General features: G+C 72.5%; 7 protein-coding genes. 3 read left to right on the forward strand and 4 right to left on the reverse strand.

The features are described from left to right. From AB0M11_RS40550 to glgB, 3 genes are all read left to right on the forward strand, one after another. Positions 1-372: alpha-glucosidase C-terminal domain-containing protein (locus AB0M11_RS40550; protein WP_365713860.1), on the forward strand; the 372-nt coding region annotated here is incomplete at its 5' end. A 207-nt stretch (positions 373-579) separates the two neighbouring features. Further along, positions 580-1,950 carry a maltokinase gene (locus tag AB0M11_RS40555; protein WP_365713862.1) on the forward strand — a complete coding sequence of 457 codons (1,371 nt, stop codon included), beginning with the start codon at positions 580-582 and terminating at the stop codon, positions 1,948-1,950. 18 nt (positions 1,951-1,968) lie between these two features. After that, positions 1,969-4,152: a 1,4-alpha-glucan branching enzyme gene (gene glgB, locus AB0M11_RS40560; protein WP_365713864.1), complete on the forward strand. Its 2,184-nt coding sequence runs from the start codon at positions 1,969-1,971 to the stop codon at positions 4,150-4,152. On the opposite strand, the gene AB0M11_RS40565 is transcribed toward glgB, so the two are convergent. The 4 genes from AB0M11_RS40565 to AB0M11_RS40580 all read right to left on the reverse strand — a co-directional run bounded on the left by AB0M11_RS40565 (position 4,127) and on the right by AB0M11_RS40580 (position 8,133). Beyond that, the gene (locus AB0M11_RS40565; RefSeq protein WP_365713872.1) at positions 4,127-6,415 is read right to left on the reverse strand and encodes an ATP-dependent DNA helicase; all 2,289 of its coding nucleotides are present in this window, start codon (positions 6,413-6,415) and stop codon (positions 4,127-4,129) included. The genes glgB and AB0M11_RS40565 overlap by 26 nt on opposite strands. A 130-nt stretch (positions 6,416-6,545) precedes the next feature. Further along, positions 6,546-6,905: a thioredoxin domain-containing protein gene (locus AB0M11_RS40570; RefSeq protein WP_365713866.1), complete on the reverse strand. Its 360-nt coding sequence runs from the start codon at positions 6,903-6,905 to the stop codon at positions 6,546-6,548. After that, positions 6,902-7,330: a MerR family transcriptional regulator gene (locus AB0M11_RS40575; protein ID WP_365713868.1), complete on the reverse strand. Its 429-nt coding sequence runs from the start codon at positions 7,328-7,330 to the stop codon at positions 6,902-6,904. The genes AB0M11_RS40570 and AB0M11_RS40575 overlap by 4 nt, the downstream gene beginning before the upstream one ends. Positions 7,331-7,359: 29 nt before the next feature. Further along, a complete protein-coding gene (locus AB0M11_RS40580; RefSeq protein WP_365713870.1) occupies positions 7,360-8,133 on the reverse strand; it encodes a DUF2127 domain-containing protein in 774 nt (257 codons plus the stop codon). Positions 8,134-8,410 lie beyond the last annotated feature (277 nt).

Below are 8,410 nucleotides of genomic sequence, written 5' to 3' on the forward strand. Positions count from 1 at the left end.
TACGGCTACCAGGTCACCAACGTCGAGGCCTCCATGTCCTCGCCGTCGTCCCTGCTGCACTGGACCCGGCGCATGATCGAGATCCGCAAGCAGAATCCTGCCTTCGGACTGGGGTCCTATACGGAGCTGCAGTCGTCGAACCCGGCGGTGATCGCGTTCCTGCGCGAGTACGAGGACGACATCGTCCTGTGCGTGCACAACTTCTCCCGGTTCGCCCAGCCGACGGAGCTGGACCTCAGGCGCTTCGACGGCCGGCACCCGGTGGAGCTGTTCGGCGGGGTCCGCTTCCCGGCGATCGGCGAACTGCCCTACCTGCTCACCCTGGCCGGGCACGGCTTCTACTGGTTCCGGCTGCGCGCGGAGACGGCCTAGCGCCCCGTAGGGGCGCGAAACGGTATCGGACACGCGGCTGCCGCCGCGTGGGCGCGACCGGCCCCCACCGGCCCACAGCCGAAGAACCGTGCACCCAGCGGAGCGTTTGGCACAGTCCACCCCGGGCGACGGCGGTTGGTTTCCTCCGCCCCGCCCGGGGCACGCATCAGTAACGCCCCCGACGACCCGGGGAAAGGACGTACCGCCATGGCGGAAACGGTCAGCCCCTCCACGCCCGCACTGCTCGCCTCGCTCGACCCGTTGCTGCGCGAATGGCTGCCCCGGCAGCGCTGGTTCGCCGGCAAGGGCAGCCCGGTCACCGGCTTCTCCCTGGTGGCCGAGACCGAACTCCTGCCCGCGGACAGCCGGCTGGGCCTGCGCCACCTGCTGGTCCGCGCCCACCAGCCGCCCGCCCCCGCCGAGGCCGGCGACTGCTACCAACTCCTGATAGGCGTGCGCGAGGCGCTGCCGCCCCGGCTGGCGCCCGCGCTGATCGGCCACGTCACCGAGGGCCCGCTGGCCGGGCAGACGGTCTACGACGCGCTGTACGACCCCCGGCCGGCCGAGGTGCTCCTGGAGGCCCTGCGCACCCGGGCCAGGATCGGCGGGCTGCGCTTCGAGCGCGACCCGGGCCAGGAGATACGCGACGGGCTGGTGGCCCGGCTGATGACCGGCGAGCAGTCCAACTCCTCGGTCGTCTACGGAGATACGTTCATTCTCAAGCTGTTGCGCCGGGTGGTGCCCGGCGTCAACCCCGACCTGGAGATACCCCTGGCCCTGGCCCGCGAGGGCTGCGCCCGGGTGCCCGCCCCGACGGCCTGGCTGCGTTCGGAGGTGGCCGGGGAACCCTATGTCCTGGCCGTGCTCCAGCCCTTCGTGCGCGGCGCGACCGACGGCTGGGAGCTGGCGCTGCGCGAGCTGGCGAAGGGCGAGGACTTCGCCGCCGAGGCGCGGGCGCTGGGCCGGGCCACCGCCGAGGTCCACACGGCGCTGGCGCGAGCGCTGCCCACCGCCACTCTCGGCCACAGCCAACTGGAGCCGCAGGTCGCGGGCATGGTCGAGCGGCTGGCGGCGGCCGTGCAGGCGGTGCCCGCGCTGCGGCCGTACGAGGACGGGCTGCGGTCCGCCTACACCGCGCTGGGCGACCTGGCCGCCGAGGGCCGTACCTGGACCGCCCAGCGGATCCACGGCGACCTGCACCTGGGGCAGTGCCTGCGGGCGCCGTCCGGCCAGTGGTCGCTGATCGACTTCGAGGGGGAGCCGGCCCGACCGCTGGCCGAGCGCCGGATGCCGCAGCCGACGGTGCGGGACGTCGCCGGGATGCTGCGCTCCTTCGACTACGCGGCCCACTCGGTGACCCCGCCGGTCCCCGGCTGGGCGGCGGTGTGCCGGGCGGCCTACTGTTCCGGCTACGCCGAGATCACCGGCGTCGACCCGCGCACCGACCCCGTGCTGCTGCGGGCCTACGAGACCGACAAGGCCGTCTACGAGGTCGTCTACGAGGCCCGGCACCGCCCCGACTGGCTTCCCGTCCCGCTGTCGGCCGTACGCCGCCTGGCCACCCCCGACCCGACCTGATCTCCGGGAGACGCGTCCGTGACCTCCAACAACCCCGTGCCCGTAGCCGGCAGCGACCGTGAGCGGCTGCTGCACGGCACCCATCACGACCCGCACTCCGTGCTGGGCGCGCATCCGGTCCCGGGCGGGATCGCCGTCCGCGCCTTCCGTCCGTACGCCCGCGCGGTGACGGTCGTCGCGGGGCAGGACCTGCGGACCGCGCTGCACGACGACGGCGACGGTTTCTTCTCCGTCCTGCTCCCGCTCACCGACGTGCCGGTCTACCGGCTGCTGGTGGAGTACGAGGGGACGGTCCAGGAGACCGAGGACGCGTACCGCTTCCTGCCCACCCTCGGCGACCTGGACCTGCACCTGATCGGCGAGGGCCGGCACGAGCGGCTGTGGGAGGCGCTCGGTGCGCATCCGACGACCCACCAGGGGGTGCGGGGCACCCGGTTCTCGGTGTGGGCACCGAACGCGCGGGGGGTGCGGCTGGCCGGCGGGTTCAACTTCTGGGACGGCACCGGGTACCCGATGCGTTCGCTCGGTTCCTCGGGGATCTGGGAGCTGTTCCTGCCGGGCGTCGGCGCGGGCGAGCTGTACAAGTTCGACATCACCCGCCCGGACGGCTCGCGGACGCTGCGGGCGGATCCGATGGCCCGGCGCACCGAGGTGCCGCCGCAGACGTCGTCCGTCGTGGACGCCTCCCACCACCGGTGGACGGACCAGGAGTGGATGGCGCGCCGCGGTGACACCCCCGTCCACGAGGCCCCCTTCTCGGTCTACGAGGTGCACCTGCCGTCCTGGCGCCCCGGCCTGACCTACCGCGAACTCGCCGAGCAACTGCCCGCCTACGTCCGCGACCTGGGCTTCACGCACGTGGAGCTGATGCCGGTGGCCGAGCATCCCTTCGGCGGCTCCTGGGGCTACCAGGTCACCGGCTTCTACGCGCCGACGGCCCGGCTCGGCACCCCCGACGACTTCAAGTACCTGGTCGACGCGCTGCATCGCGCGGGCGTCGGGGTGCTGATGGACTGGGTGCCGGCGCACTTCCCGCGGGACGACTGGGCGCTGGCGGAGTTCGACGGCCGCCCGCTGTACGAGCACGCGGACCCGCTGCGGGCCGCGCACCCCGACTGGGGCACCCTGGAGTTCGACTTCGGCCGCCGTGAGGTGCGCAACTTCCTGGTGGCGAACGCCGTGTACTGGTGCGAGGAGTTCCACATCGACGGGCTGCGGGTGGACGCGGTCGCCTCGATGCTCTACCTCGACTACTCGCGCGAGCCGGGCCAGTGGACGCCGAACGAGCACGGCGGCCGGGAGAACCTGGACGCGGTCGCGTTCCTCCAGGAGATGAACGCCACCGTGTACCGCCGGGTGCCGGGCGTGGTGACCATCGCCGAGGAGTCCACCGCCTGGGAGGGCGTGACCCGCCCCACCGACAGCGGCGGTCTCGGCTTCGGCCTGAAGTGGAACATGGGCTGGATGCACGACTCCCTCGGGTACATGTCCCACGAGCCGGTGCACCGCAGGTTCCACCACCACGAGATGACCTTCTCGATGGTCTACGCGTACAGCGAGAACTACGTGCTGCCCGTCTCCCACGACGAGGTCGTGCACGGCAAGGGCTCGCTCGTCTCGAAGATGCCGGGCGACTGGTGGCAGCAGCGCGCCAACGACCGCGCGTACCTGGCCTTCATGTGGGCCCACCCCGGCAAGCAGCTCCTCTTCATGGGACAGGAGTTCGCCCAGGGCGCGGAGTGGTCGGAGGCGAACGGCCCCGACTGGTGGCTCCTCGACCCGGCCTACGGCGCCGAGGCCGACCACCGGGGCGTGCGCGACCTGGTCCGCGACCTCAACGCGGTGTACCGCGCCACCCCGGCGCTGTGGCAGCGGGACACCTCGCCCGCCGGCTTCCAGTGGATCGCCGGGGACGCGGCGGAGGACAACGTCTTCGCGTTCCTCAGGTTCGATGCCGAGGGGACCCCGCTCCTCTCCGTGTCCAACCTCTCCCCCGTGGTCCGGCACGACTACCGCCTGGGCGTCCCGGACGAGATCCCCGCCTGGCACGAGGTCCTCAACACGGACGCGGCCTGCTACGGCGGCAGCGGCGTCACCAACCCCGACCCGGTGAAGCCCGAACCGCAGGGCGCCCACGGCCGCCCGGCCGGCATCAGCCTGACCCTGCCGCCGCTGGCTACGGTGTGGCTGCGGCCTGCCTGAGCCCGGCCGGCAGGTCGCCGGTGTGCAGCACGCCCAGCCGCTGGGTCGCCCGGGTCAGGGCCACGTACAGGTCGCTGGTGCCGTAGCGCGCCGGTTCCACCACGAGGACGGAGTCGAATTCGAGCCCCTTGGCCTGACGGGGGTCGAGGAGGACGACGGTGCGGGTCAGGTCGGGCTCGGCGCCGGCCGTGACGCCGTCGAGGCGGGCGGCGAGGGCGCGGTGCAGGTCGCGGGGGGCGATCACCGCCAGCCGGCCCTCGGCCGGGGTGAGTTCGGCGACGGCCTTCTCGACGGCGTCGGGCAGGCCGTCGTCGGCCCGGCGGATCCACGGCCGTACGCCCGTCGAGCGGACCGAGCTCGGGGGCTCGAAGTCCGGGTGCTCGGCGCGGACCACGGCCGCCGCGAGGTCCATGATCTCGGCCGGGGTGCGGTAGTTGACGCCGAGGCGGGCGTGCTCCCAGCGGTCCTCCACGTACGGTCCGAGGACCTTCGACCAGGAGCCGACGCCTGCCGCCTCCGCGGTCTGCGCCGGGTCGCCGACCAGCGTCATCGAGCGGGTCGGGCTGCGCCGCATCAGCAGCCGCCAGGCCATCGGCGACAGCTCCTGTGCCTCGTCGACGATGATGTGCCCGAACGCCCAGGTGCGGTCGGCCGCCGCGCGCTCGGCCGCGCTGCGGAAGTCCTCCTCCTCCTGGCGCTCGGCGAACCGTTCGGCGTCGATGATGTCGTGCGCGGACAGCACCTCGGAGGCTTCGGGGTCGCTGTCCTCCTTGTCGTCGAACTCGTAGGTGCGGGAGGCGTAGGAGACGTCGAGGACGCCCTGGGCGTAGGCGATCTGGTTCTCGCGTTCACGCTCGGCGCGGGCCCGCGCGACCCGTTCGTCCACGCCGAGGAGCTCCGCGGCCTCGTCGAGGAGGGGCACGTCCGAGACCGTCCAGGTCCGGGTCACCGGGCGGCGGACCGCGGCCGCGTCCTCGGCGCCCAGGTACCCCTCGGGGGCGGCGAGGAAGTCGGCGACCAGGCGCTGCGGGGTCAGTCGCGGCCACAGCTGGTCGATGGCGGACCACACCTCGGGGTTCTCGGCGAGTTCGTCGCGGATCTGGGTGATGTCGGAGGGGTCGAGCAGGCTGCTGCCGTCGAAGGGGTCGGTGCCCACGCGTTCGGCGTAGAGGTCGGTGAGGGTGTTGAGGATGTGGCCCTCGAAGTGCTCGCGGGCCACGTTGTGCGGGAGGCGGGCGGCACGGGTGCGTTCGCGGGCCATGTTCACCAGGCCGTCGTCGAGCATCAGCACCTCACGGTCGTGCTCGACGGTGAGGACCGGGTCGGGCAGCGCCTGCCGGTCGCGTACGACGGCGGCGAGCACGTCGGCCATGTCGGCGCGGCCCTTCACGGCGGCGGCCTCGGGGGTGTCGGACGCCGTCGCCTTCACGCCGGGGAACAGCTCGCCGACGGTCGCCAGCAGCACGCCCGTCTCGCCCAGCGAGGGCAGCACCTCGCCGATGTAGCCGAGGAAGGCGGGGTTGGGACCGACGATCAGGACGGCCCGCTTGGCGAGCAGCTCGCGGTACTCGTAGAGGAGGAAGGCGGCGCGGTGCAGCGCGACCGCGGTCTTGCCCGTCCCCGGGCCGCCCTCGACCACCAGGACCCCGCGGTACGGCGCCCGGATGATCTCGTCCTGCTCGGCCTGGATGGTCTGCACGATGTCGGTCATCCGGCCGGTGCGGGCCGAGTTGAGCGCGGCGAGCAGCACCGCGTCGCCGGACGGGTCCTCGTGGCCGGTGCGCTCCCGGTCGCCGAGGTCGAGGATCTCGTCGTGCAGGGAGCTGACCCGGCGGCCGTCGGTGGCGATGTGCCGGCGGCGGCGCAGGCCCATCGGGGTGTGGCCGGTGGCCAGGTAGAAGGGGCGGGCGACCTCGGCGCGCCAGTCGACGAGGACGGGGGTGCGCTCGGCGTCGTCCAGGCGCAGCCCGATCCGGCCGATGTGGTGCTTGGTGCCGGAGGTCAGGTCGATCCGGCCGAAGCACAGCGAGCCGTCCACGGCGTTCAGCGCGGCGAGCAGGCCGGAGCGCTCGGCGACCAGGATGTCCCGCTCCAGGCGGGCCTGCATGGGGGTGTCGCCGAGGGCGAGGGCGTCCGCGACCGAGTCCTCGGTGTCGCCGCGCAGGGCGTCCACCCGTGCGTACAGTCCGTCGATGAATTCCTGTTCGTGACGCAATTCATCGTCTGGAAATTCGGTGTTTGACAATTCCGCTCCCGCCCGGATATACTGTGCCCACTGAACTTCTCCGCGACTTCATCGACTTCACCTCGATCCGAAGTCGCGAACTCTTGAATATACGCAGGAGAATCCCCCGGACGCAATTGTCCGGGGGATTCTCCGTATTACCGGCAGTTCAGCGCAGCACGTCGGGCAGCGCGTCGGACAGCACGTCGGACAGCTCCTCCAGCAGCCGCCGCTTGGGCCGGGCGCCCACCATCGCCTTCACCGGCTCGCCGCCCCGGAACACCATGAACGTCGGCATCGACAACACCTTGTACGCGTTCGTCGTCTCCGGATTGGTGTCCACGTCCAGCTGCACCACTTTCAGCCGCTCGCCCTCCTCCGCGGCGAGGGCGGTGAGCACCGGCCCCATCTGCCGGCACGGCGGGCACCAGTCGGCGGTGAACTCCACCAGCACCGGCAGCTCCGCCCCGATCACCTCCGCCGCGAAGTCCGCGTCCGTCACCTCGGCCACACCCGCCGCCTTGATCATCGCCCGGGTCCTCCCAGTTCGCAGGTCGGCTCCGGACCCCCCGGAACCAGCGCCTCGGCGGCCAGCTCGTCCCTCGCCCGCTCGGCCCGCGCCAGCTGGGCCCCGACGGTCGCCCGCACGGCCTGGAGTTCGCCGATGAGCGCGTCCAGCTCCGTCAGCTTGCGCCGGTAGACCGCGAGCGACGCCGGGCAGGTGTCGCCCTCCGGGTGTCCGGCCCGCAGGCACTCCACGAACGGCCGGGTCTCCTCCAGCTCGAACCCGACGTCCCGCAGCGTCCGGATCTGCGTGAGCAGCCGCAGATCGCTCTCGTCGTAGGTACGGTGGCCGTTCTGGGCCCGCCGCGCGGGCAGCAGCCCGCGCGCCTCGTAGTAGCGCAGGGCACGCGTGGTGGTTCCGGCCCGTGCGGCCAGCTCGCCGATTCGCATGCCTACGACCGTAAGACCTGACGCCGACGTCAAGACAAGGTCGGCTGGACCCCCGCCGATTCCTCGACCTCCAGCAGCGAGGCGCTGTGCCGCTCCTCGTCGAAGGCCCGGCGCCCGCCGCGCAGCCCGAACAGCCGCTTGGCGAGGGCGATGTAGAGCACCGCGAGGATGTTCAGCACCAGCGTCGCGATCTTCAGATAGCTGACCTTCTCGGTGAGTTCGTAGATCTCCAGCGGCAGGAAGGCGGCGGTGGCCACCACCGTCAGATACTCCGCCCAGCGCTTGGCGTACCAGAGGCCGACCGCCTCGACCAGCTCGATCAGCGCGTACGCCAGCAGCAGTCCGGCCACCAGCAGCAGCGTGGAGTGCCTGTAGCCGAAGGCCTTCTGGATGGAGCCGACGACCGGCGAGTGGTCGAGGTCGTAGTGGAAGTGCCGGAAGACCGGCCGGAAGACGTCCAGGTTCTCGTTGAAGAGCCTGCGCACCGCGTCCTGGCTGTTGCTGAACCTCCACACCGCGACCGCGACCAGCACGATGAACACTCCGCGCACAGCCCGCTCGATCGCCAGGAAGCGCAGGATGAACAGGTCCCGCAGCACCTTCCCGCGCGGCACCAGCGGGGCATCGGCGGCCGGCCCGGAGCCGTGCGGCTCACCGAGGACGAAGTCACCGCACCGCAGGCACCGCCAGGCCTCCCCGACCGCGGTGTGGGTGTGCAGCCGCACCCGCAGCCGCGGATCCTCCGGCGCGTAGGTCACATGCCCCTTGCGCGCGCAGTGCCGCCGATCCCAGTCGATCGCCATCCCCCGTGCCTCCCCACACCGACGTGCCGTTTCCCTTGGTCAGGAACGGCACGTTAGTGGATACCGCCGACGGACGTGGCCGAGGGGGCGCCGACGGGTACGCGCGTGGCCGTCAGGCACCGCGGCCGACGCACCCGCGCGTTCCTCCGGGCGGCTGGGCAACGGGGGAGTTCCCAGCCGCCCGGAGAGCGGTCACCGGACGGCCGGCCCGGGGGGGGGGCGGGGGGGGGCGGCGGCGGGGGGCGGGTTGGGGGGGGGGGGTGGTGGGGGGTGTGAA

Source organism: Streptomyces sp. NPDC051987, assembly GCF_040680735.1.
Classification (GTDB): Bacteria; Actinomycetota; Actinomycetes; order Streptomycetales; family Streptomycetaceae; genus Streptomyces.